Origin of the sequence: Acinetobacter sp. LMB-5 (assembly GCF_001541635.1) — a bacterium.
Taxonomy (GTDB): Bacteria; Pseudomonadota; Gammaproteobacteria; order Pseudomonadales; family Moraxellaceae; genus Acinetobacter; species Acinetobacter pittii.
Window position 1 is genome coordinate 195,848 of the sequence record NZ_LRDR01000007.1, and the last position, 24,900, is coordinate 220,747.

Annotated in this window: 26 protein-coding genes; 11 read left to right on the forward strand and 15 right to left on the reverse strand. The window is 36.8% G+C overall.

Annotated elements, in window-relative coordinates:
• The first annotated feature begins 97 nt into the window (after positions 1-97).
• Both AW165_RS11585 and AW165_RS11590 read left to right on the forward strand, forming a co-directional pair.
• Positions 98-796 (forward strand): DUF1826 domain-containing protein, encoded by a 699-nt coding sequence (locus AW165_RS11585; protein ID WP_060465921.1) that lies wholly within the window; start codon positions 98-100, stop codon positions 794-796.
• 340 nt (positions 797-1,136) lie between these two features.
• On the forward strand, positions 1,137-2,762 hold the full coding sequence (locus tag AW165_RS11590; RefSeq protein WP_005132453.1) for a WD40/YVTN/BNR-like repeat-containing protein: 1,626 nt from the start codon (positions 1,137-1,139) through the stop codon (positions 2,760-2,762).
• A gap of 157 nt (positions 2,763-2,919) precedes the next feature.
• Here the strand turns inward: AW165_RS11590 and AW165_RS11595 are convergent, their stop codons facing one another.
• Entirely contained in the window at positions 2,920-3,381 is a 462-nt protein-coding gene (locus tag AW165_RS11595) for a DMT family transporter (RefSeq protein ID WP_228138756.1), read from the reverse strand.
• Positions 3,382-3,405: 24 nt separating this feature from the next.
• Positions 3,406-4,794 (reverse strand): amidohydrolase family protein, encoded by a 1,389-nt coding sequence (locus tag AW165_RS11600; protein ID WP_060465976.1) that lies wholly within the window; start codon positions 4,792-4,794, stop codon positions 3,406-3,408.
• A gap of 134 nt (positions 4,795-4,928) precedes the next feature.
• On the opposite strand from AW165_RS11600, the gene AW165_RS11605 reads away from it, so the two are divergent.
• On the forward strand, positions 4,929-5,828 hold the full coding sequence (locus tag AW165_RS11605; protein WP_060465922.1) for a LysR family transcriptional regulator: 900 nt from the start codon (positions 4,929-4,931) through the stop codon (positions 5,826-5,828).
• A gap of 187 nt (positions 5,829-6,015) precedes the next feature.
• Positions 6,016-7,044, forward strand: coding sequence for a MerR family transcriptional regulator (locus AW165_RS11610; RefSeq protein ID WP_060465923.1), 1,029 nt, complete (start codon positions 6,016-6,018; stop codon positions 7,042-7,044).
• A gap of 123 nt (positions 7,045-7,167) precedes the next feature.
• Here the strand turns inward: AW165_RS11610 and AW165_RS11615 are convergent, their stop codons facing one another.
• Entirely contained in the window at positions 7,168-7,638 is a 471-nt protein-coding gene (locus tag AW165_RS11615; RefSeq protein ID WP_060465924.1) for a spore coat U domain-containing protein, read from the reverse strand.
• Between the two features lie 512 nt (positions 7,639-8,150).
• Here AW165_RS11615 and AW165_RS11620 point away from each other — a divergent pair.
• Complete coding sequence (locus AW165_RS11620) at positions 8,151-8,588, forward strand: DUF2147 domain-containing protein (RefSeq protein WP_060465925.1); 438 nt, start codon at positions 8,151-8,153, stop codon at positions 8,586-8,588.
• A gap of 85 nt (positions 8,589-8,673) precedes the next feature.
• Here AW165_RS11620 and AW165_RS11625 read toward each other — a convergent pair whose 3' ends face one another.
• The 9 genes from AW165_RS11625 to AW165_RS11660 all read right to left on the reverse strand — a co-directional run bounded on the left by AW165_RS11625 (position 8,674) and on the right by AW165_RS11660 (position 15,533).
• The gene (locus tag AW165_RS11625; RefSeq protein WP_060465926.1) at positions 8,674-9,978 is read right to left on the reverse strand and encodes an MFS transporter; all 1,305 of its coding nucleotides are present in this window, start codon (positions 9,976-9,978) and stop codon (positions 8,674-8,676) included.
• A gap of 340 nt (positions 9,979-10,318) precedes the next feature.
• The gene (locus tag AW165_RS11630) at positions 10,319-10,915 is read right to left on the reverse strand and encodes a cytochrome b (protein ID WP_060465927.1); all 597 of its coding nucleotides are present in this window, start codon (positions 10,913-10,915) and stop codon (positions 10,319-10,321) included.
• Positions 10,916-10,927: 12 nt separating this feature from the next.
• A complete protein-coding gene (locus AW165_RS11635; protein WP_005070134.1) occupies positions 10,928-11,992 on the reverse strand; it encodes a catalase family peroxidase in 1,065 nt (354 codons plus the stop codon).
• A 316-nt stretch (positions 11,993-12,308) separates the two neighbouring features.
• Positions 12,309-12,872: a TetR/AcrR family transcriptional regulator gene (locus AW165_RS11640; protein WP_060465928.1), complete on the reverse strand. Its 564-nt coding sequence runs from the start codon at positions 12,870-12,872 to the stop codon at positions 12,309-12,311.
• Between the two features lie 632 nt (positions 12,873-13,504).
• Positions 13,505-13,693 (reverse strand): hypothetical protein, encoded by a 189-nt coding sequence (locus tag AW165_RS11645; protein ID WP_014206277.1) that lies wholly within the window; start codon positions 13,691-13,693, stop codon positions 13,505-13,507.
• 147 nt (positions 13,694-13,840) lie between these two features.
• Positions 13,841-14,311 (reverse strand): hypothetical protein, encoded by a 471-nt coding sequence (locus AW165_RS11650; RefSeq protein ID WP_060465929.1) that lies wholly within the window; start codon positions 14,309-14,311, stop codon positions 13,841-13,843.
• Between the two features lie 96 nt (positions 14,312-14,407).
• Complete coding sequence (locus AW165_RS19260) at positions 14,408-14,557, reverse strand: hypothetical protein (protein ID WP_081410639.1); 150 nt, start codon at positions 14,555-14,557, stop codon at positions 14,408-14,410.
• A gap of 218 nt (positions 14,558-14,775) precedes the next feature.
• Positions 14,776-14,985 carry a cold-shock protein gene (locus tag AW165_RS11655; protein WP_014206275.1) on the reverse strand — a complete coding sequence of 70 codons (210 nt, stop codon included), beginning with the start codon at positions 14,983-14,985 and terminating at the stop codon, positions 14,776-14,778.
• Positions 14,986-15,212: 227 nt separating this feature from the next.
• Positions 15,213-15,533, reverse strand: a complete 321-nt coding sequence (locus tag AW165_RS11660) for a hypothetical protein (protein ID WP_060465930.1) — start codon at positions 15,531-15,533, stop codon at positions 15,213-15,215.
• Between the two features lie 382 nt (positions 15,534-15,915).
• Here AW165_RS11660 and AW165_RS19265 point away from each other — a divergent pair, with 382 nt between their 5' ends.
• The 3 genes from AW165_RS19265 to AW165_RS19955 all read left to right on the forward strand — a co-directional run bounded on the left by AW165_RS19265 (position 15,916) and on the right by AW165_RS19955 (position 16,932).
• Positions 15,916-16,068 (forward strand): hypothetical protein, encoded by a 153-nt coding sequence (locus tag AW165_RS19265; RefSeq protein ID WP_081404189.1) that lies wholly within the window; start codon positions 15,916-15,918, stop codon positions 16,066-16,068.
• A 172-nt stretch (positions 16,069-16,240) separates the two neighbouring features.
• On the forward strand, positions 16,241-16,357 hold the full coding sequence (locus AW165_RS19650; RefSeq protein ID WP_155859639.1) for a hypothetical protein: 117 nt from the start codon (positions 16,241-16,243) through the stop codon (positions 16,355-16,357).
• Positions 16,358-16,698: 341 nt separating this feature from the next.
• A complete protein-coding gene (locus tag AW165_RS19955) occupies positions 16,699-16,932 on the forward strand; it encodes a hypothetical protein (RefSeq protein ID WP_024436173.1) in 234 nt (77 codons plus the stop codon).
• A 158-nt stretch (positions 16,933-17,090) separates the two neighbouring features.
• On the opposite strand, the gene AW165_RS11675 is transcribed toward AW165_RS19955, so the two are convergent.
• Complete coding sequence (locus AW165_RS11675) at positions 17,091-17,717, reverse strand: hypothetical protein (RefSeq protein ID WP_032063999.1); 627 nt, start codon at positions 17,715-17,717, stop codon at positions 17,091-17,093.
• A gap of 160 nt (positions 17,718-17,877) precedes the next feature.
• The gene (gene eat, locus AW165_RS11680) at positions 17,878-19,293 is read right to left on the reverse strand and encodes an ethanolamine permease (RefSeq protein ID WP_060465931.1); all 1,416 of its coding nucleotides are present in this window, start codon (positions 19,291-19,293) and stop codon (positions 17,878-17,880) included.
• 180 nt (positions 19,294-19,473) lie between these two features.
• On the opposite strand from eat, the gene AW165_RS11685 reads away from it, so the two are divergent.
• The 3 genes from AW165_RS11685 (at position 19,474) to AW165_RS11695 (ending at position 23,207) form a co-directional block, all read left to right on the forward strand.
• A complete protein-coding gene (locus AW165_RS11685; RefSeq protein WP_060465932.1) occupies positions 19,474-20,475 on the forward strand; it encodes a phosphotransferase enzyme family protein in 1,002 nt (333 codons plus the stop codon).
• 74 nt (positions 20,476-20,549) lie between these two features.
• Entirely contained in the window at positions 20,550-21,875 is a 1,326-nt protein-coding gene (locus tag AW165_RS11690) for a phosphoserine phosphatase (protein WP_060465933.1), read from the forward strand.
• A gap of 297 nt (positions 21,876-22,172) precedes the next feature.
• Positions 22,173-23,207 (forward strand): AraC family transcriptional regulator, encoded by a 1,035-nt coding sequence (locus tag AW165_RS11695; RefSeq protein WP_031944595.1) that lies wholly within the window; start codon positions 22,173-22,175, stop codon positions 23,205-23,207.
• A gap of 122 nt (positions 23,208-23,329) precedes the next feature.
• Here the strand turns inward: AW165_RS11695 and AW165_RS11700 are convergent, their stop codons facing one another.
• Complete coding sequence (locus AW165_RS11700) at positions 23,330-24,670, reverse strand: aspartate aminotransferase family protein (RefSeq protein ID WP_060465934.1); 1,341 nt, start codon at positions 24,668-24,670, stop codon at positions 23,330-23,332.
• Positions 24,671-24,900: the final 230 nt, after the last annotated feature.

Here is a 24,900-nt window from a genome sequence, read left to right on the forward strand (position 1 = left end):
ACAGCAATTAACTTATTTAATGAGAAATACTATTTAGCGACTACAGATAGCTCAGTGTATATTATGCGACTCGGCTTCTGGTTTATCTAATTCTCATATGAAGAACGCATTTTCTGACAGCAATCAAATTAGAAAAGTGTCTAGTTTCTCTGAACTTGTAAATACACATTTTCAAGGAGAGACAAATGCGATTTGTTGGCATAGAAATTTGGTGGGCGACTTTAAAGAAATTGTGAATAAACTTCAGTTAAAAGAAAATATTACAGAAGTTTCTGTTGAAGACCTTTTAGCGCTACAACTTTCAGAAAAAGGCAATCTGGCAAGAAAAACTATTTTAGAAGATATCGAGCTGTTAACTGATTTTGGCGCATCACCTGTACTTAATTTGCTTAAAAACTATGAACGTGATGAAGAGCTAGATTTCATTTCAACAGATGTATATTCATTTCATGTTGATCGCTCGCCCATTGAAACCGATACATTCTTATGTACCTATCACGGCGCTGCTAGCGATATTGTGCCCAACGATGAGGTTGAACAAAAAGTTTTAATTCCAGAAATTAGAGAAAAGCTCAAAGAATTACATGACGGTTCTGATGCTGACTTTGAAGCTTTTTTGGCAGAGTATTTTTTTGATTTGCATTATCAGCCTAAACCCGATGCTCAACCTTTAAATTTAGGTACGGGACATATTTGGCGTTTAGCAGTAGATCATCCAACTCAAAAGGTTTTACCTTGTGTTCATCGAGCACCTGTTGAAAAAGATGGCGAGTATCGATTGCTTTTGATTTGTTAAATGTTTATTCCATATATCTTAATTGAATGTGGCCTCTATAAAATTTAAGTTTTAGTTTTATTCTTTTCTTAAATACTTTGATTTAACTCACTTTAAGTCAATCCCGTTATTTAAAACAGACTTTAGCCCTTTGAAACAGAATTTTTAATGCACACAAGAACTCAAAATAGTTTTTATAACTTTTAAGCTCAACGAATCAGTTTATTTAAAAATTTATTAGTCATAAATTATCTATAAATATTCCATCAATACTAGCAATTATAGTAATATCACGCTCGATCAAATAGACACTGTAAATACTTCATTTTAAAATACTTTCTAAAAATGGAATCCACAACAAATGAGTAAATTTAATTTAAGATTAGGGGTTACCTTAATAGCGATCGCACTTTTACAGGCATGTGCAACGACGCCACAACCGAAAATAACGAATAAACAAGCAAAAGGAGTGCTGGAAACTATAAAATCGGATGAAAAACTAAATCCTATTGTACTCAGTATTAGTTTTAATAGTGGAATAATTTATCCTTCTTTAAAAATAGAAAGCCTTACAGAAAAAACGGCAATACAGAAAAATAATAAAATTTATGAAATTAAAATGATAAATTCAGATGTCTCTCGCTCTACATTTATTTATAGTGGACAACTACCAGCTGGTGAATATCGCATTGTTGAATTGAGCAACTATCAACCATCTCCAAATCCTTTTCTTTCAGGTAAAATCCAATTTATTAATTTAAATGATAAAGATAAACCTCACCCGATGGGTACTTTTAAAGTACTAGAAAATACCACAACTGATTTAGGACGTATTAACTTAACACATGCTAACGATGCCTACTTCATAGCAAGATCTGAAAAACATTCTTCAAATAAGGATTTAATTAATAAATTAAAGAATAGTTATCTAGAAGCAATTTATAAAGATAAAATTTTGAATGGATGGACACAACCAGTTACAACTTTAGAAAAAAATATAGGTGATGAAAGCAAGATACTCCCCTTTGGTATGCAGTGTTTTAAAGAGCTAAAAGATAATACTATTATAGCATCAAGCAAAATTGGCTCAGTTTTTTTCTTACCCTCACACGATACTAATAAAAAAACTAAAATTTTTCAAAGTAATGATAACTTAGCTTTTGATTGTATAACTGTAAAAGAAAATTATAACTTTGATTTTCTAGCTTATGGTGAAATGAATACTCTTTATAAACACTTAAAAGGAAGTGATGTTCTTACCCCAGTTGACAGTGGTAATTTACCAATCGGCGTAATTTCCTCTATCGTGGGTGATGATCAAAACGGATGGTTTCTATCTCATATAGTAGGTTATAAAGCTACAGTTTATAAAAGTAATCGCTTAGAAAATGGTGATTGGCAACCAATTGTACAAAAAGAAATTGTTGATAATTTTTGGGGATTACGTGGATTTTGGTTATGGGAGGATGAGCAAGGATTTAGCTATGCGGATATGTATGGAAAAATTAACCATTATGATTATATAACAAAAAAATGGTCTGAAAATAAAGTACCAGATAATGAGAATATCTCTCAATTAATAGTTAACCCAGATAAATCAATTAGCGTAATTACTTCAAAGCGTGGTTTTGCAGGTATATTTTCAAATCTATTTAACTCTAATGATCATGGTATAACATGGCAAAAAGTTAATAGCCCTTTTAAAGTTAATGTTTTCCCTGCCCAAGTTTCAAGACAGGGAGACTTATATATATCAGGTGCACAATTTAATTGGGACAAATTAGCAATTTCAGAAGATGCAGGTAAGACTTGGCAAATGCATGAAATAATGGCTCCTAGTTCTATCGTTACTTTAAATTCAGGAGCACTTCTTAACATCCTTTATTCTGGCCAATATGCATTGGTTAAAATATCGAATGATAAAGGTAAAACTTGGGAGACTCTTTATAGTACCCATAACAGAAATTTAAGAGACTTATCAAAATAGTATTATGTTTAATTTATAAACATAATTATTATACCTATTACTTAAAGATTAATACTGTTTAGAGAAACCTCTAAACAGTATTTTTTAATTTCTCTAACTACTTACTAATGTGAAATCCTAGATGATTCTTTTATACCAAAAATACTAGTTTCAAAACTCATCCCCTGTCACCGAAAAGAGCAATCCCTAGACCTATCAGCATGACTACTGTTCCACATAGTTTAAACATGGAAACTGGTCGTTCGGCCGCCCCTAGTAATCCAAAATGATCAATCAACAATGACGAGATAATTTGCCCAGCAATTGCCAGCCCTAGCAAAGCCGATAATCCGATTCTAGGTGCAAGGACGACATAGCTCAGCAGTGCACATGAACCTAGAACCCCTCCTAAAAGGGTCCACCACGGCTGGGTTGGAATAGCGATCAGCGAAGGAGCTATTCCTCCCCGCATTAGAGAATAAATCCCAAGGCATATGGCACCAGCAGTAAACGAGAATAATGCCGCTACAACAGAATCTCCGCCTATACCTTTTGCCAGTTGGCCATTCAATGTGGTCTGTAGAGTAATCCCCAGCCCTGCAGCAAAGGCCATAAGGTAATAGATAACATTTATAGACATAGTGTTTGCTCCCTCTTAGACAACTTATTCAAGAGGTAGAAACGTCTCGGCAAAAATATCTGGAGTATAACCAGCCGCAACGAAAAGATGCTGGCGAGATTCATCAATCGCTGCACGAAGTTGCTCACTGTCCACACCCAACACTTTACCGTCACGTTTAACGATTCTTCCACCAATCATCACCGTATCGATATTGCTGCGTTCAGTTGCATGAACAACCGTGCCAAATGCATTACCAGACGGATAAAGGTTAATGTCATCCGTTCGAATTAATATCAGGTCAGCTTGTTTACCGGGTGTCAGGCTGCCGATTTTTTCTTGCAGACCTGCACAAGTAGCACCATCAGCCGTTGCAGCTTTGAGAAGGTTTTGCGCCTGAAAGGTCACTGGCGAATGTGCCGAACCACAACATTTGTTTTGGTGCATGCCCATTACACGCTGTAAGTAAAATGCTACGCGCATTTCCATAAACATATCGCCACTATAAGACGTTTCATTATCTACACTCAAACCAGGTCTAATGCCATGACGTAGAGCCGATTGCATGGCAAACATACCGTCTTCGATACCATAGTGAGCATCTGATCGTGGGCATACGTTTACTCGCACTCCAGCTTCGCGCAAAATTTTCCATCCAGCATCTGGCAGCGAGGTACAGTGGTTAAAGATATTATCTGGCCCTAACAGACCTTGTTGATGCAGACCCTCTAGTGCAGCAGCCATTTCCCCACCAAAAAATTCAGTAATGATTGGTAGCCCTAATCTGCGTGCCTCAGCCCATAATTCGGGTTCTAACTGAGCCATGGCAGCTAATGATACCAAACCGTTTTTACTATTTTTAAAATATTTTTCTTGAAGACGTTCGAGATTACTAGGCCAGTTCGCTCTATCCCAATCTCCTGTTACTGGTGCACCAGAAGCGTGTACAGCCCGAATACCAGCATCTAGTAAAGCTTCAACAGCCGCATCAGAGTGGGCCGCACTGCGACTATTGTGTGAGTTATCAATCAATGTTGTGATACCCGCATCTATACAACCTAGAGCTGTAAGCAAATTACCGATGTACATATCTGCTGGGCGATAATACTTGGCAAAAGAATAATGCGTCGCGTTGCAATAGTCTTCTAAGCTTTCGGCATTCGGATTAATCCGTCGTAATTGTCCTTCCCATGAATGTCGATGAGTATCAACCATACCCGGCATCGCGATCATATTGGATGCATCAATAATAGCTGCACCTTCGGCTTCTAAATTTTCACCAACGGCGATAATCGTACCGTTCTCGATAAGAATATCTCCGCGAACCATGTTCCCAATTACGCTATCCATGCTTAGGATCGTCGCCCCGCGAATCAGTGTTCTATTTGGCGAAGACTCAGTCAGCTGCACTATGTTTCTGTTGTAATCAGTCATCATTATTCCAACTTCTCAAATGTATGCTGAAAATCTATCTGAAGTGATAATGCTGAAAAAGCTGGTTAAACTGTTTTTATTATTCAGTAAAAACGAATAATCTAAGAGTGTGAGTATAGTATTGGGACAAAGGTATGAGATTGGATCGTATTCAGGCAATGCAGATTTTTGTTCGGGTGGCAGAAGCTGGGAGCTTTATCCACGCGGCAGAAGCACTTTCACTACCCGCTTCAACAGTCACCAGCACAGTTAAAAATCTTGAAAAGTATTTACAGGTACGCCTGTTAAATAGGACAACGAGACGGGTTAGCCTGACTCCAGAGGGAGCAGAATATCTCATCCAGTGCCGAGAAATAATCGACCTCATTGAACACACCGAATCCAACCTCACTAACGCCATCAAACAGCCACAGGGCCGATTACGAGTTGATATGCCTGCGGGCATTGCTCATTCGGTCATCATGCCCAATCTGCAAGAGTTTCAACAGCGTTACCCTGATATTTATCTCATGATAGGTGTCAGCGATAGACAAGTAGACCTGATTAAGGAAGGTGTGGACTGTGTAATCCGCATGGGAAATTTAGAGAACTCCACGCTGGTAGCCCGCTCTCTTGGTGAGTTCCGCTGGGTCACATGCGCTTCAGCTGCATATTTAAAAGAAAATGGATTTCCACAAACTCCCAATGATTTGGAACATCACCGAGCTATTCATTATTTTTCAGGGAGCAAAAGACACGCTGGTGAAATGCGCTTTGTACGAAATGAAGAGAAAAAAACCGTACAAATGAATGGTACTGTTGCCGTTAATGAAACTGAGCTTTATATCAAAATGTGCCTTGAAGGATATGGCCTCGCTCAACTTGCAGAAAGACTTGTGATAGATCACTTAAAAGAAAAACGACTAATCGCAGTATTACAAGACTGGTGTCCACCACCTGTTGCCGTGACTTTACTTTATCCACATCAGCGGTTTCTTTCACCCGCAGTACAGGTGTTTTCTGACTGGATAGCCGAGCTCATTAGGAATTATTAAACCAACTCACTTTAAAAGACCTTTTTTAAGATCTCGCAATGAAACTCAGGTAATTATTGAAATAAAGAGATAAATTCGAATATTTACTAAAGCAAAAATAATGAAAATTATGATTTAAAGTAGTTGACCCTCACGTAACGTAAGCCCCTAGCATAAAACACGCCTAAGGAAGAAGGAGCTAAAAAAGATGCTGTTAAAAGTTGGTGAATTGGCTAAGCAAACAGGACTTACTGTCCGTGCTCTTCATCACTATGACGATATCGGTTTACTTCAGCCTTCGGTCCGTTCCGATGCTGGTTATCGACTATACACCCGCAAAGACATTACTCGTTTGCATCAGATTCAAGCATTACGAGGACTGGGAATGTCGTTAGCCGAAATCCATACGGTTCTTGAAGACCCCAATCTTGCGCTTTTACCGATTATTGATCAGCAGATTCAAGCAATTGATCAAAGGCTGACAGAGCAAAAGAAATTGCGAAATCAGCTCAGCAAACTTAAATCTCAGATCATAAGTGGTGAAGAGCTTGGTTTGGAGGATTGGCTAAAAACACTGGAGCTTATAGCGATGTTTGACAAATACTTTACAAAAGAAGAGCTTGAAAAACTGACTTTCTTACAAGCAGGCACTAAAAGCCACCAAGAATGGCAAGAGTTAACTCAAGCAGCAAATGCACTATTTAATGCTGGTGAACCATCTAACAGTGAAGCAGCTCAAGACCTAGCTCGAAAGTGGATGAAAACTCTTGAGCACAATACGCGAGCTAACCCAGAATGGTTAGTTAAACTAAATGCCATAAACTCAGCCGAACCTGAATTTCAGGAAAAATTAGGCGTAACGCCAGAAGTTGTTGAGTTTTTACTTAAAGCTTTTTCTGAGAGTAAGCTGAGTATTTTTGCGCGTTATTTATCTGACGATGAGTTTATTTTTCTAAAAGAAAATTACATTCGTGAGATGAAAAAATGGCCTCAATTATTGGTTGATATTGAAAAATTGATTGATGCCGAGGTTACGCCAGATAGTGATGGAGCAAAGCGTTTGGCACAACAATGGCTCTCTATGCTACAAGGCTATGCTGGCAAAAATCCAACTACTCAAGAAAAAATCCGTACAGCAATGCAAAGTGAACCAAGCCTTGCTGACGGTACTTGGCTCAAACCAGTGACCCTACAATTTCTAGAAAAAGCAGTAACAGCATTAATGCGTGGTGCTTAGTTCTATCAAAACAACTGGCTACACCATAGTTTGGTGTAGCTTTTTAAAATATTCTATTCTGCCCTAAAAAATGATTTTTTATAAATTAGTTTTTGATATTTATGATTATTTTTGTTTTCACAATTAATATATAACATTCACACGAACCCAATCTTCATACTTGGTTGCCTGAACATTCGTACTTGATATGATCGCTCCATGAATAGGAATATTTTCTTTCATTCCAGTCGCAATTCGTGAAGGTACTTTACCTGCCGCTCCTCCCCAAATTTGAGTGTGGCCCGCATCTTGATACAGTACATATGCAACAGATGCTGGGCTGGCAGTAGATTTAAGTTCAAAATTATTGTCTGAAGTTACTGCCAATTGATAAGGTGTATTTTTGCTGCATTGCACAGTTACATCCGTTCTTGCAGTAGGAACTGGCTGAGCACGTTCAACCGAACCAAAATCTAAGTTTCCTTGTGTGGAAACTTCACAAGTTTCTAGAATGGTTAAACTGACCCTCAATGATGTAGATGCATTTCCAGCATCTGCACTATTTATTGTCAACATTCCCATCAGAGAAAATAAAGCATGTCTAATGACTTTCATTTCTTCTCTCCTTAACTTTTTGTTCTAATGTCTATTCATCTTTATATTGTGTTTTTTCTGTTCCTATTAAAGAAACAGCTTTCAGGATTGTTTAGTTATAAGACTTAATATTGCACAGTGTCAATCTATACTAATCACATGATTTGCATATTATTTTTATAATTTGTGATGAGTTACACGCAATCTAATTAATTTAAAAAGTAGTGGATGTTTTTTATTTCTCCTAAGCGTAAATTTTGTCATTATTTATCAAACTGTATGCAGTTTAATCACCCTACTACTTCTAAAAATTATCAGTAATTTATAATCTGCTTTTAAACCTTGCTTAATCATTCTGTCCATTCTCGCAATTGCATAAAAAAACCGATCAAAATAATATCCAAACAAATAGATTATAACTTTGCATATTATTTAGCTTATAGATTCAATACTAAGAAAATTGTGAAGTTAAATTTAAAATGAATAATTCTGGCCTTTGAAACCATTTATTTTTAATTCGAGAAACCATTGATATGAAAAAATATTTATTATTAATTTTATTCAGCCTTTATTCGGTTCATTCATTTGCATCGGACAAATTACATGGCAGTGTTTGGAAAACCATTGATGATGCAACCAATCAGCCTAGGGCGCTGGTAAGATTTAACCAAGATAAAAATGGCAACCTCTCTGCAAACATCGAAAAAATACTTGTTCCAAGTGAAGCCAACAAATGTACGATGTGTGAAGGTACTTATAAAAATAAATCTTTGATTGGTTTAACCATCGTCAAAAATTTAAAAAGTGTCGGTCAAAATAAATATGACAAGGGATCTATCCTCGACCCACAGTCTGATAAAACCTATCGCTTTAGCTTAACAGTATCCCCAGATGGCGAAAAACTTACCGCGCGTGGATATATTGGTATCTCTGCAATTGGTCGAAACCAAACGTGGTATCGAGTTAAATAGCTCATGAAGTAGCAGTAATCAACTTCTTATATCTACTTACCGATCATAATTACAGTCAATATGTGCATGATGGATGTAATAGTTTTTATGATCGGTACTTAGCTTGAATCATCAGCATAATAATGACGAGTAGCGAAGGTATTGCAGCAATCACAAATAAATGGGTAATGACCAGAAATTGAGAAAGATACCCACCAAATAACGGCCCAATGACCGAACCCAAACGGGCAATTCCGATACTCCAGCCCACTCCTGTAGTACGAAGTGAAACTGGGTAATAACTGGCAGACAGTGCATTAATGGCAGGTTGCCCACCAACAATGGCAAAGCCAGCAATAAAAATGATAATAAATAGTAAAACAATATGGCTAACAGCATAGCCAATTAAAGCAACACTTATCACTGCAACCAAAAAAACAGGAATTAATACTTTATAAAATCCTGTCTTATCGATTTTAAGGCCCATCACCACACTACCAATCGTACCGCCTAATTGTAGAGTGGAGCCGATCATCAATGCCTGATTTAATGAAAGTCCTGACTCTTTGGCCAAAGTCGGGAGCCAGTTCGCCAGAAAATATAGACTGATCATATTTAAGATACTAATGATCCAGATGGAATAGGTAAAAAACGCGCGCTGATTTTTAAACAACTCAAGCGGCGACTTTTTAACCTCAACTTCAGTGTTATTAATAATTTTTATTTCTGAATTAAATGTTAAGGCCGGATAGAACTTCTTTAACCAAAATAAAATTTTAGGAGTATTTTTATTATCTTCACTCAAAAAATATAAAGATTCTGGTAACTTAAAGTATGTGATAAAGAAAATAATTAAAGGAACAATACCACCAAAATAGAAAATTGCCTGCCAGCCTCCCCAAGGAACTAATAAGGCGGATATACCGCCCCCTAACATTGCCCCTACCGTATAGCCACAAGAAATGACCATCATGGTGAAAATACGAGATTTGAATGGAACAATTTCGGAGCTATAAGCCATAACATTTGGCATGATACCTCCTAAAAAAATTCCTGTAACAAAGCGGATTGCAGTCAATTGCTCAATATTGCCCACATGTGGCGTCACCAGCATCAATACCGAGAACATAAAGGTTGAGATCAGTAAGATGGGACGGCGGCCAAACCGATCAGAGAGTGAACTTAATAAAAATGATCCAACAAACAAACCAAATAAGCTGGCGCTAAACACAATCCCTAGCATGGATTTTTGAACGCCCCATTCTTCTATAATCATTGGGGCTGCGTAAGCCATAGACTGAATGTCATAGCCATCCATAATCATGAGTAATAAACAGGTGATCAGAATAAATTTTTGATAGCTTCCAACTTTCTGCTGATTGATCAAATCACTTAATGCAACTTCTTTCATGGTATTCCCTTCTCCATGACATGCTTTAAATTAATTCATTTTAATTATGCAATACGTAATCAATTTACGATTAACGTAAAATAAAATAGCAATAATATGCCAATAAAGTCAAAATATTATTTTTTTATAATATAAACAAAAAGTTAGATCGGATGATTTGATTCTAGCTGAGTAATGAACTCACCTTATTGCACGGGGTCTATGGTCTGCTCATCTAACAAAAAACAAGCAAACCATACATTCTATTATTTAAATTATTTTTAGATTCAAGCAGATGATTAAAAAAACAATCGAGAATCTTTTCCCTCTCAACCGCCTGATCTGAGCTAAATAATTCCTCTCAATCAGCATTCTTCTTTTCAGCAGAAGATCCATTACTTGATGGTTTAGAAGAACCTAAAGCCATACTTGAGAATACGCCATCGCGATAAATCCATGCATGTAACAACGCAGCAGACAGATGACCAATAACCACAGCAAATAGTAGCCAAGCCAAAATTCCGTGTAGAGTACGGAACCAAGCGTAAAGTGTAGAGTTAGTGGGTGCTATAGGTGGAAGATCCCAACCCGGAAATAAAGTTACAGGCCAATTACCTGCTGATAGCGTAGCCCATCCGAGCAATGGCAAACTAAACATCAAAAGATAGAGCAGCCAATGTGATGCGTGGGCAATAAACGCCTGCCAGCGTGGTACAGTCGGCGGCAAAGGTGGAATTGGAAAATAGAGTCGATTTATTAATCTTAAGATGACCAATAATAAGATTGCGATTCCTAAAGGACGATGGATATCGATTAACCACGGACGCCAAGTGATTGAGGTTGTCATTCCCACACCAATAAATAGCATGGCCAAAATCGCTACCGCCATAAGCCAATGTAGTATTCGAGCAGTCAAATTAAAATGACGTGGAGCATTATTGTTAGATTTGTTTTGCATGGCTGATCTCTCCTATTTGCCCACGGCATCCGTTGCTTTGCCAAATCCAATTTCACGTAAGCGAGCATTGTAAGATTGTGAATAGATGCCTGCTCGTGCGGCGAGTACGGGATCATCTGATAACTCAATTCCTGGTGGAACTAGTGTTGGGTCAAAGTTAATGTCACGGCAAACACCATTTACCTGTTCAGTTACATTTTTGACTTCCAATGTTCCTGCTATCACTTCTTTGCGTTCTTTTGGCCAAGGTTGAGACGGGTCATTCACTGGGTCTCCCGGCTCGGCAAGTTGCAAAACTAAATCCCAATATAGCGGCCCTTCAGCTAAACGTTTTTTGATGTCTTTAAATAAGAAATCATGGCCGGCTTGATCACGTTGTTCTTTCGTCAGACTAATAAATTTTGAATGAGGACGCATAGACCAACGGACTGGCTGTTCTTGTCCATTGGCGGCCCGCAATATAAAAGCATTTACGACATAAAATTCTGCGCCACTGAAACTACCGGTTAATGGCATCTTCGCCTTTTGCTCAATAGACTTACGCGCTTCTGGATATTCTTTTAAGAAAGCCTCAACAAGGGCTGGATCGGGTTTGCCAGTAGCTGGAACTGGTTTAAATGCTTTTTGCTGCGCTAAAAAACCTTCAGCATTTCGCGTAGGGAAATAGGGAAAGTTGTTTAATTTCATGCGCCATTGTGAATGATCAGCTGCGGAAAGTAATAAAGCCATACTCACTGTTGCTGTAGAATTATCTGCTGCATGCGGGTTACCACTTCCAATAGAAAATCGACCAATTGCTGGTATATCAGACTTGGCAAATACAGTGGCTTTAGAGAGTGCCGCCGCCGCACCATTACTGTGGTAAGTACCATCAAAACAAATACCCTTACCGTGTGCACGTCGATATCCGGGATCAAAGTTATTTAATGAGTCTCCCAAAAAAGTTTTGCTTGTGGTGCGATGTCCAAATAGACCAGCAACCCAAGCAAATGCCAATACTAAGGAGCCCGCGATTACAGCAATACCCACGAATCGCAGCCAATACTTCTTTAGAGTTTTAAAATTCAAATTATTCATTCTTCATCCTGTGTAAATTGTATGGCTGCATCCCTAAAAAAGAGTTTGGTCATGTAAAAAGAGTATTACTTACATTGATGGAACCAAATTCAAAATTAGCTGAGTAAATAAAATCTCGAAAGTTCTGGATCCAATAGAGATAAGCCTTAATATAATATTTATTTCCCGATCATATAAGGTACGCACCTCGGGGTTAGTATTCATCTTATTAACATTTGAATGGAGATAAATAAAGCATGGGAACGAAGAAACTAGAAGCGCCGACATTGACCGAAAGAGTCCGAAGAGGTGATCTTTTTAAAAGCGAGCTCGTTAACTAATGATGATTGATCATAGAGATGAGAAAACAATCCAACACCTTTTCCCGATCGACTGCCCCATCTGAACTTAAAAGCTGAATAATTATGCCTTCAATCATATATAGAAATAGCTTAGCGTCTTGAAAAGTCGCATCTTTCTTGAATGCTCTAAGCTGACTATAGATTTCATTAATGAGCCACGTTCTATATCTCAACGCGGTTTGATAGGCTTTTGGATGGGTCAGTTTTGTTTCAAACATGGCTTTAAACAATAAATAGTACAGTCCCTCTAAATCGGTATGTAAGAAATAAAGTTTCTTAAGTTTTTCCTTCACGTTTGAACCTTGGTCGTATTCAACAATTGAAACCACTTTTTCTTTTAAACGTTCTTTTTGTACGATCAGACAAATTTCAATAAACCGCTCTTTTGAATGAAAAAAGTTATAAAAGGTCGCTTTGGTAATTTTTGACTCTTTAACAATTCTGTCGACCCCAACCGTATGAAAGCCGTGATGCTGAAATAAATCAATCGACGTATTAATAACTTGAATAGCGCGTGTTGAGAGAACTAACTTTGGCATAGTTTTACCGTTATAAAAATTCTTGTTGTATATAAATGAGATAAAAAACGTGTGCCCTTTCTGGGAGAAAAAAAGGCACAGCAAAGCCGTAAAGACTGTGCTTGGCACATCTCAAGCTTTATTGTTCAAATAAGTTTTTTGAGCCGTAATGACTTAAAGCCTGAGAACCTTAGGGTGATCAAGCTGCTTTAAATTTTTAAGCTGTGTTGTTATAGCTTTTGGCATTGAGAGCCAAGAAATAATGGATGTGCAAAGCCAACTCCTTTTTATTGGGAGTTCTGCCGAAACATTAAAATTATGGTGGCAGAACGAAAGAGGGGTTGACGGACTGGTCTCAGAGGCCAGCACACCCGAGGGTGTCCCCCCTCCCGTTCCACCTTAGAGGGGGGCACGAGGGGCTAAACACTAAAAGAAAGCTCTTTTAATGCTCTGAGAAGCGGTCCGTCAAAACCGACTGGCAATGTAGGCCAGCACGCAAAGGATAGTGTCCAACCCTCTTACAGTCAAGCACACAAAATGACATTTGTTTTAAAATAGATCATTAAAAAGTAAGGATAAATAATTAGCAACTTATTGTTAAATTGGGATTTATAAACAGGCCTTTCCCTGCTTAAAGTAGGAGGCAAAATTCACTAACGACTATATAGCGGATCTTCCTCAACAAAAAAAACCTCACCCGATGAGGGTAAAACCCATTGATAAGTTCCTTCTATTTTCTGCATTTTTTCTTTAAACGTATTATATATTGCTACAAGGTTATGTTTTTCATCATATTCCCCTATATAGCCACGTTCCTTTTCTTCATGAAAATCTCTAAACATTTTATGCATTTTTACGGCTCTAAGTTCCATTTCATTTGTCCTTCTTATTATTGATATAATTATTATGATCTCTTTTTCTATTTTAAATACTAAAAAAGTGTTCCAAAATATATCTTATAGCAACATTTATTAAATGGTCATTAAAAATTAATACTTATCAAATCTAAACTTTTTCATATCATACGGTATATCTAGCTTCACACTCCATTTGCTTGATTTTTCACTTATTATAACTGCATCAACCTCAAAAGCATCCTTATCACTGAAACCTTTTATTTCTAAAAAATTAACAAAACTTGAGGCATTTATTTTATTAAGATATCCAACTCTTAAAGTATCTATATAGACAGCAATTTTATCTGTTTCTTTTTCTAGGCATATTACAGCATTTTTAAAAACCTTAGTCCTACCACCATTTTGGTTACCGACTAAAGTTATCAGTTCTTCTTGGTATAAAGTTACAATTATTTCATGCTCAAAAAAGTTTTTGTTCTCTGTAAATATTTTACCAGCTATTTTTAGGGTACTTTCGGGAAGTTCTAGACTAACTTTAGAAAAAAATTTAAACAAAATATAAGCAAAAACAAACAAAATAAAAATTATTATAATAAAAGACATATTAAAAACATTCCTCTTAATTTTATAAATTGGCAAAAAGAATCATTATTCTTTCTACCAACCCATCATTTAAGAAAAAATAAATTTATTATAATATTATTTTTTCTCATTTTTATCATTTTGATCCACTTTTTCTACAGCATTCTGATCAGGGCTTTTAGGCTCAAACTCTTTACCATCTTGCTGTTGCTGTTGTTGCTCTTTTGATTTGTCTTGATCGCTTTTAACTTGGTTTTGTTGAGACATTAGAGTCTCTCCTATTTAATGTTGTGTAGATGATTATCTAGCACTTAGTTAACATAGTCCTTTTACCTTTATATAGATACAACGCAAGTGTATCTGAATATGATATTGTTGTTTATCATTACAATAATTTATATTTTTAATTTATTTAAAATTATCTTTATGATTAATATACTAAAAACAAAAAAAGCACCTAAGATGCTTTTTTTATTTTTAAAATATTATTGGGCAATAATATTAGTAGCTGTAAGACCTTTTTGCCCTTGAGCTATATTAAAACTAACACGTTGACCTTCATATAAGGTTTTAAACCCAGAGCTACTGATTTCTTTAAAATGTGCAAAAACGTCTGGGCCTGTATCTTGTTGAATAAAACCAAAACCTTTAGTTTCATTAAACCATTTCACTGTACCGATTGCTGTATTAGACATAATATATCCTTTGATTTTTAATAATATAAAGCCATATTTCATGACTCATTAAACTTTGAAAAAATAATAACAAATTGAGTTTAAGATCTTAAAAAACGAAGGATTATGAATAAAACTACGATACTAAAAGAGGATTTACTAATAAGTCTTTTTTCTAGTTAAATTGAGTATACGCCAAATAAATATTTATACAACACATTTAAAAAATATTTATTTTCAACCGTTATTTAAAAACAATAACTCCTAGATACAGAAATACTTTTTACAAAACCCGCCAACCAAAGAATAAATTCATGTTCATTATCAAAATTAGGGAGAAGGCTTAAATCAATTTTAACAATACGCTCTTTCATTGGCCTATTTAAACAACTTTCAAAATCAATAACAGGATATTTTAATTGTAAATTGTTTATAGCTGCTTCTTTTTTAATTTCAATTAACAGTCTATTCAGACAGTCAATTAAATCCTTAGAGTACTGATTTTTAAAGTGAATATTATTGTAAACACTTTCAGCCACATCAAAATATTTTTTCATTTCATCATCCATATTTCCCTCATTTTTTTGTTAATTTGACTGAGTATGCATGTAAAACTGTATTTTTATGTTGTATAAATATATTTATAGACCTGCCCTTTAATTTAATAAAATATTATTTTCAATTAAGCGTGTTAAATAATATGTTTAAGTAAGACATAATTATTAAAAAACTTTTAAAAACAATAGATATTCCGTTATATGTTAACTCTTGTATTTGATTAAAATTTTCTTCCACTTATATATCAACAGTCTATTTGATTCAAAGAAACATTATGTCGAGAATTAAGCACTTTCAGGCACATATCTCTACATAGAGTTCTCATAATCACCGCAATGTAAGCGAATTAAAGGCCTACCATAAAGCTTCCTTACTATTATTAAGAAGTTTAAAATGTCTGATTTCAAAGAATTTTCAAAAAAAACCACACAAAACCAAAATGATTCCAATGTGCAACCTAATGAGGATAAAACTGAAAAACCTGTACAATCGCCTGAAGAAGAAAATAATCCTAAAGAAAATAATAATGAAGAAAAAAAGGAATAAAATAATTGATAGCTCAAAAGCTCTATATTAAATAGAGCTTTTGTTTAACATCATATTAATTAAAACGTTTTATTCATTTCCCACAGTGAACCTAAAAAACGCTAATACATATATTTATTTTTAATTTAAACAAGTTCTAATCTTTTATTTAATATTAATTCAACTCTTCTTTGTGCATCACAAAAATCAATCTCTTCACTTATCCAAAATGTATGAAGCTGCCCATGTAGATGAAAATGCTCTTTATTATATTCTGATCCATGATCAGAATAATGACTATCTACCCTGAAATGATTTTGATCGTCTTTTCTTTTTTTCCCATCAAGTATACCGCCAATACAGATATCCATTTTAATGCCAATAATTAATCGAAATTGACTATAACACATAGTGCACTGTGGCTTTAAAAAGAGTTGTTACTATTATCTTTATTACACCATCAAAAAATTTATGTTTGCAGCATATCTCCTTAAATTTAAAGAGAATAAATATATATTTTGCATATCTAAAATACTTTGATATGTAATATGAATATTGATTTAACTAAAATTTATAACATTTTCAAAATAATTCTTCTTACAGTAGATAAATCACTATATGCTGCATGTACCTCTTACAGAAATTTTTCTAATGTCACAGCAGACTCTGCTACAAGAACTGAACTCCAGAATCGACTATTACTCCACCAGAACAGACTATCCACTACGAAGAATTTTGATAGGTTACCGAGCATACGCAAAATTAATGTTATGTTCAGCTTTTTCAGATGAAGTTATAAATTCTGCAATTGACCCCAATAAACGGAAATATAAGAAGTTAAAAATTAAAGTCACCAAAGATGACGACCAACTCGACCTTGAATGAATCAATCTAAGTAACAAGTGAATATTTCCTTATGCTTATTTAGCGCTTCAATGACCGCAAAATGACAATGACCAATGCCGGCAATATTGTTGTAAACATCTAGATAGTAATGCCCTACTGCTGCCGCATTGAACCCAGAAAATAATTTGCTCTTAAACTTATTTTTTCACAGGAAGTAGTAAAACAGGGTCTTCAATATCGTAACCAGTTTCTTCTGGAACCCCCAGATATTTAACGACAACCAACCTTTTATTGTGTTTAGGCACACTATAATTTTGGGAAATTTTTATTGCTTTGGTGTAATGAACCGCAACATGGGTCTTACTTTGTAAAGACGGCGATTTTACAACATATTCTGTTTTATATTGCGTGATCTTTCCTGAAGGATCAAACCAAGACGATACTTGATTCTGATGAGTTTTTAATGTTTGAATTTTTACGGTCTTACTATTACTTACGACTAATGGGGTTAAATTCTTTTTAATTTTATTTAGAGCTTTATCAAATGCTCTACTATCTTGATCATAATCAATCTTATGTGTTTTTGGATTGATATAGAGAGATTTAACTTCAATCAGTTTATCAGGTGATTTACTATTTAATAGATAATAATATAGTTGTGGTAGACGTCCTCGACCATCTTCATAGTGTCTTAATACATAAAGTTTCTTCTCTTTTTGCTGATAGCCCAATACTTCAATTTTTTGTCCACCGCCCACTGTCGCATAACTATGTGCGGATAAGGTAAGAATGGTGCTAAAAGTTAGAAATTTTAGAAATTTCATGAGTTCATATCCTTGTGATCTGGTAACTATATTGTATAAATATCGATCAGATTAAAATGATACTTGAGTAAGTGTTACTTACTGTTTTTATATTCTTTTGTACAGAAGTATAAAGCTTAAAAAAGAGGCCGAAGCCTCTTTATTTTTATCGCAATCAAACTCAGTCATCAATCATCGCGAACTCTTGCTCAGGTGTGCCTTTCACTAAATGGTGACGGCTATATAACAAGTAATAGAGTATAAATCCGACATAAATCAGCGCGGCCAATAACCAAACTTTTGGGTTCACCATTAACCCTGCAACTACAGCAACGGCAGCAAGAACTAAGGCAATACAAGATGTCCATATTCCTCCAGGCGTTTTATAAGGACGAGGTAATTCAGGGCGAGACAAACGTAATTTGATATGTGAAAGCATCATCAACACATAAGAAATTGTTGCGCCAAATACCGCCATTAAAATGAGTAAATCACCCTCACCTGTTAAAGAAAGTAAAAACCCAATAATGCCCGGAATGATAATGGCCCAATATGGCGCCTTATTTTCATTGGTAAGCGATAAGTTTTTTGGCAAATATCCCGCACGTGACAATGCAAAAATCTGACGCGAATAGGCATAAATAATTGAGAAGAAACTTGCGACAAGTCCAGCAAGACCTACAAAGTTAACAAAGCTTGCCAACCATGTGTGCTGACCATATACCGCAATGAGTGCGTCAACCAAAGGTGCCCCTGAATTTTTTAAAGCATTTGAACCCGCAGCGCCTGCACCCAAAAATAAAATTAAAAGTGCAAACGATGCCAATATTAACATTGAACCAATCAAACCTCGTGGTAACGAACGTACTGGATCTTTTGCTTCTTCGGCAGCCAATGGTACCCCTTCAACCGCAAGAAAAAACCAGATGGCATAAGGTACTGCGGCCCATATTCCCATATAGCCAAACGGTAAAAAGCTACTTGCACCTGCATTAGTGCTGACTGGAATATCAAACAAACGGGCACTGTCAAAATGTGGAAGCATCGCAACGATAAATACGACCAGTGCAATACAAGCAACGGCGGTAATTCCAAACATGATTTTAAGTGCTTCACCTGCACCTTTCAGATGAATGCCCATAAAAACTAAATAGCAAATTAAATAAACAGCCCAGCCGCCAACTCCAAAGAGTGATTGGCAATATGAACCGATAAATACGGCAATGGCAGCAGGTGCAATTGCATATTCAATTAAAATCGCAGTCCCTGTGAGGTAGCCTCCAAAAGGACCAAATGCAACGCGGGCAAAACTATAGCCACCACCAGCGGTGGGCAACATCGTTGACATCTCAGACATTACAAAGCTCATGCAGAGATACATAAACGCAACGATGACTGTTGCAATAAAGAGCCCACCCCAGCCGCCTTGTGCCAGCCCAAAATTCCAACCCGCAAAGTCACCCGAAATGACGTAAGAGACACCTAGCCCCACTAAAAGTAACCAACCTACTGCCCCCTTTTTTAACTGACGTTTTGCAAAATACTCTGCGTCCTGTTGTAAAGCACCAACATCTACGCTTAATTCAGATTCTTTCATTGTCGTATGCCTTATCGACTAAATTTACACCACCAATAGTTGCGCAAAAGATATTCATAAAACTTGACAGCAAAACATCTCCCAGACCACTTGAAGTCAAGTTGATTCATTTTTTCTTTTATAAGATCGACGGCATCTCAACACAGAACGTGTTTAAAAATTAAATTGAGGAGTTGGGTTATGTCTGTAGAACAAAATGAATTTTTAAGCCAAGTTCAATTACAAATACTGGCAGAACAAGCAATTAAGCAATATCCCTCGGAATATCAAGGACAGGTCAAACTGCTGTGTCAGTCTGAAAATGCAACCTTTCAGATTTCAACTGGCTCTATCCGATATGCACTTCGAATTCACCGCCCCAACTACCACAGCAAACTCGATATACAAAGCGAGCTTGAATGGTTAGATGCTTTAAATGCGAGTGGTATTCAAGTTCCTGTTGCGATTGCAGATCAATCAGGTGAGCGTGTCATTACTTTAAAACTATCGAATGATATTTATCGTTATGCAGTCCTTTTCAACTGGGTTGAGGGCGATATGCCGACTGTTGAAGTTGACCCCACTGCATTTGAGCAATTAGGGCAAATTACCGCAAAGTTGCACGTACATAGTAAGACATGGCAAGCGCCTGAAAACTTTCAACGTATTGTGTGGAATCATGAAACCATGATCGGTGCGGATGGACACTGGGGAAACTGGAAAAATGCACCTCATTTAAGACCTCAAGATCACGGCGTGATTGAAGAAGCCATTGCACAAATTTCGAAAGATTTAAATTTTTTTGGTAAAACCCAAGAACGCTATGGCCTGATTCATGCCGATTTGCGTTTAACCAATCTATTACTACAACAAGAACGTATTGGTGTGATCGATTTTGATGACTGCGGCATGAGCTGGTTTATGCATGATCTCGCCGCCGCGATTAGCTTCAATGAACATTATGCAAATGCGCCTCATTGGGTTGATTACTGGTTAAAGGGCTATGAGCGCGTAGGTCATATTCAGTCTGAAGAATATGAAATGATCCCGACTTTTATCATGCAACGCCGCATTCAAATGATGGCTTGGAATGGTTCTCACGCACAAACAGAAATGGCTCAAAGTCTTGGAGACCAATGGTCCAATGAAACTGTACGTCTTTGTAAAAAATATCTAAACGGTCAAATGCCTGTAGGAATTTGAAAAGTGATTTAGATCGCTTTTCTTCATTTTCAATTTTTAGTTTTTAAATTTTATAGAATTTAAAGGAAGGGTTTATGCAAGCTACCCATCAACTGAGCAAAGTTGCCAAAGCACTATTACTCACCAGTAGTCTGGCAAGTATGCTTGCTCTAAGCGCATGTAATTACAACCCTATACAAAGTACATCTCCCGCAGTCGCTATTCCCAAAAAGGAATATATACAAAAAGGTCAATGGGACACTTTTAACTTTGACCAACTTAACCAATTAATTGCTACTTATGGAAAAGATAGCCCTAACTATAATCCTGAAAAACGCCCATATATTGTCACTGACTTTGACAATACTTCGGTATTTTTAGACATCGAAGAAGCAACGTTAATTTATCAGCTTGAACACTTAGCGTTTAATGTCACGCCAGAGCAGCTTAATCAGATTATTCGTAAAGGAATTAGCTCACAAAATTTTGAAGCGACCTACAATAACCAGCAAGGCCAAGCCGTCAATATTGATAAAATTGCCCCAGATATTATTGCGAGCTACACATGGCTTTATCACCACTATAGCGGTCTAAAAGGTAAGCAAAGTCTGGATCAAATTAAACAAGATCCACATTATCTCGATTTCATTACTAAAATGAGATATCTATATGCAGCGATTGGAGACACCTTTGATCATGAAGTTGCATATCCCTGGGTCACTTATTTATTTACTGGGCTTACCGAACAACAAGTCCGTAATTTGGTAAAAGCAACGGTGGCTTGGCAAATGCAGCAACCGATTGGACCTGTGACATGGACCTCTCCCGCTGCGCTTTCGGGCCAAGCAGGCGTTGTGAAAACCACTTGGGAAAATGGTTTAAGACCATACCGTGAAATGCAAAATCTATTTAAGGCCTTTCAGGATAATGGAATTGATGTCTATGTCTGCTCGGCATCTTTTATTGATGTGATTAAGGAAATTATTTCCAATCCAGAGATCGGCTATAACATTAATGAAAAAAATGCCTACGCGATGGAGTTGGAACGAGATGCACAAAATCGAATTTTACCCGAGTTTCGTCATGGCTATGCGCAAACTCAAGGTAAAGGCAAAACTGCAACCATCCAGCGTTTTTTAGTCTCTAAATATGGTTACGGGCCAATTTTTATCGCAGGTGACAGTGAGGGCGATCAAAATATGATGCAAGATTTTGCAATGACTCAGAAGGTACTAATTATCAATCGATTGCGCAGTCCAAGTTCAGATATTGGAAAATTTTCTCAGCAGGCTGTGCAGAGCTATGGTCAAGCCAATACTAAGTTTTTACTACAGGGCCGCGATGCCAATACAGGTCAATTTAGACCTTCAATGGCCAGTTTAAGTTATGGTGCGCAAACGGCAAAAACTACAAAAAATTAGTATTTCACTTATTTTCTCATGCCTACAATACATGTTGTATGCATGGGAAGCCGCCTAATTTCTTGTTTTAGTTCTGCCCTTTTTGCCTATCTCTAATGCATTTTCTGCCTTCTTTTAGTTCGCTACCCAACCTAAAGATATCTTCTTAAAGAATCAAACCTGAAACTTAAAACACCAACACATAAACAATTGTTTTACAAATACTTTTAACCACACAAAATCATGGACGTAAGCAAAAACTGGTATGGCTTTTGCTTAATATAATAATAGTTAGGAATAAATATCATGAGACTTGACATGTTACATCTCAATCCAGCTCATCTTGTCGATTCAAATATGTGTAATCAAGGTGTATTGTCTGCAGCCGCCTCTGGATTAAGCGAGTTTATTCATCAAAAAGGTGCAGATGTTGATCGTGTTTTAGGAATTAGTGGTATTAATCCTGAACTTCTCATCAGCCCAACTCTGAGCTTACAACTACCCAATTATTGCAAGGTGTTAGAACAGGCAGCCTTGGTTTCAGGTTGTGATAATTTTGGTCTGCATTATGGTCAACAGTTTCAACCGAAATCCTTAGGGCTTATTGGGTACATTGGTCTTTGTTCAAACACATTAGAGTCTGCACTCATGAACATGACCAATAACTTTTATTTACATCAGAAAGATACCCTCAATCGAATGGTCGATTTAGGAGATAGCTGGCGCATAGATTATCAAGTTCAACACGGCGCGATTTTAACTCGTCGCCAAGATGCAGAACTGACTATGGGCATGTTTATGAATGTGATCCGTGAAGTGATGGGTCCTCATTATTCACCACGCGCCATTCACTTTGAGCATACTCGACCTGAATTCTGGCAAGAACACAGCAAATTATTTAACGCACCTGTTTATTTTGATCAGCCTTTTAACTCCATCATCATTTCAAAAAAAGACGTCCAGCATACTATGCCGGGACGCGATTCTATTTTATTAACAGTGATTCTAGATACATTGCACCTACTCAATCGCGCTTCACCAAGTCAATGTCTCGCAGATCAGGTTCGCTCTCACATCCAACTTGAACTCAGTGAAGGTGAACCAAACCTTGAAAAAATCGCTCATGATATTGGTTTAACGAGTTGCACCCTTACCCGCCGTTTAAAAAATGAAGGACTGACCTTTACCCATTTAGTCGATCAAGTCCGTTGTGAGTTGGCCGAACATTATATTAAGCAGAAAAATATTCCAATTTCAGAAATGGCATTCTTATTAGGTTATTCAGAAGTAAGCGCTTTATCTCGTGCATTTAAGCGCTGGTTTGGTGTTACACCACGTCAATTAAGACACTAAAACATTCCAAATACAGGTCTTGAATAAAGGCCTTCATTTTAATAGCTGAGCAAATTAGACAAGAAAATACCCTTCAAATTAGATTTAACATCCAACTTGAAGGGTATTTTTTATAAAAGGTCTTACTTTAATTTTGTTAAGGCTTGATCTAAAGCACCGACTAACCAATCAATATCTTTTATTTGGAAAGCCAAAGGTGGGCGCAGTTTTAATACGTTGCCATAAGGACCTGCAACTGAGGTTAAAACTCGATGAGTATTTCTGAGCTCTTCAATAAGGTTCAAAGCTAATGCTTTATTCGGCTCTTTAGTGGTTCTGTCTTTAACCAGTTCAAACCCTATAAATAAACCAGCGCCACGTACGTCGCCAACCACTTCATGTTTTTCCATAAGTTTAGTGAGTTCTTTTAGAAGTAGCCCTCCCACATATTTACTATGGGTTTGCAATTCTTCTTCCTGAATGACTTTAAGTACAGCCTGTGCCGCTGCCATAGAAACAGGATTACCACCAAAAGTATTAAAATATGGAATTTTATCGCTAAAAGCAGCAAGAACTTCACTCTTGGCTAAAAGCCCTGACACTGGAACTCCGTTACCCATTGGCTTACCTGTGGTAATGATATCAGGCACAACATTGTGGCGACCAAAGCCCCAGAAAGAATCGCCAGTGCGTGCGAAACCCGGTTGTACTTCATCAGCAATAAAGATTCCCCCATTGGCATGCACGACATCAACCGCTTTTTGTAAGAACCCAACAGGATTAGGCATGACACCGTCAGAAGAAAATATTGAGTCCGCCAAAAAACCTGCAAACTTGATGCCTTTTGCATTCATATCATCAATTTGCTGTTGAATCTGCTGCGCGAACCATTCACCTAAATCATCAGTTTGAATCCGATAATAATCAGGTGCTGGAACTAGGCGAGTTGTATCATCTAAAGGTTGTTCAGTTCCCAGTGCTGGAGAACATCCTGATGTTAAACTACTGGTCCCATGATACGACTCTTGAGACACAATAATTCCTGTACCGCCGCTATATTCACGGGCAATACGAATCGCTAAATCATTCGCTTCCGAACCTGTACACATATACATGGCACGGTCAATTTCATCGGGAGTAGTTTGTAAAAGTTCTTCGGTATAATCCAAAATATTTTCATGTAAATAACGCGTATGCGTATTGAGCATTTTCATTTGCTCATTTACCGCTTCAATCACCGCAGGATGACAATGACCAATACTGGCAACATTGTTGTAAACATCCAGATATTGATGACCTGCTGCATCCCATAAATATTGCCCCTGTCCTTTCACCAGATGCACGGGATTACGATAAAACAAGCGATAGGATTCACCTAAAATTTTATTTCTTTTATCGGTCAGTTTTCGGGTAGCATGATCCAGCTCAGCAGCATGTTCTGGACGAAAGCTATTGGTATCCATAATGGTTGAACGCGTACCCATGAATGACTCCTCTATTATATTCAGCATACTTTTGCGCGAGACAATGACTGACGTAGGCAATTCATACTCTGATTCGACATATTTCAGTATTTGTTTGAAGTTACGCAAACCATATTGCTTAAGTATCTTTAAAAAAACTTGACCTCAGACCACTCAAGCCACAATTTGAAGTCAACTTATTGGTCTTATATTTCAGGGTTTCACTACTCTTTTTTTCAATAACTCAAATT